The organism is Pseudomonas sp. DE0010 (genome assembly GCF_007680745.1).
Taxonomy (GTDB): Bacteria; Pseudomonadota; Gammaproteobacteria; order Pseudomonadales; family Pseudomonadaceae; genus Aquipseudomonas; species Aquipseudomonas parafulva_B.
In genome coordinates this window covers 1-319 of sequence record NZ_VEJQ01000121.1, presented here as the reverse complement: position 1 = coordinate 319, position 319 = coordinate 1, and the positions used below count along the sequence as shown (strand labels likewise).

The window sequence follows — 319 nt, the reverse complement described above, 5'->3', positions numbered from 1 at the left end:
TGCGCGGCGCTGCCCGAGCACCTTCTGGAAAGCGAGCTCTGCGGCTATCGCAAGGGCGCCTTTACCGGTGCCGAGCGCGATCGCGCCGGTCTGTTCGATGCGGCCAATGGCGGCACCCTGTTTCTCGACGAGATCGGCGAATTGCCGCTGACGGTGCAGGCCAAGCTGCTGCGGGTCCTGCAGGAGCGCGAGGTGGAGCGGGTCGGAGCGCGCAAGCCGCTGGCGCTGGACATCCGCGTGGTGGCCACCAGCAACCGCAGGCTGGCGGAGGAGGTGGCCGCCGGGCGCTTCCGTGAAGACCTCTTCTATCGCCTGTCGG

At 69.3% G+C, this 319-nt stretch carries 1 protein-coding gene; it reads left to right on the top strand.

Annotated elements, in window-relative coordinates; genetic code table 11:
- A partial coding sequence (locus tag FS767_RS21920) for a sigma 54-interacting transcriptional regulator (protein WP_144968202.1) occupies positions 1 to 319 on the top strand: 319 nt, incomplete at both ends.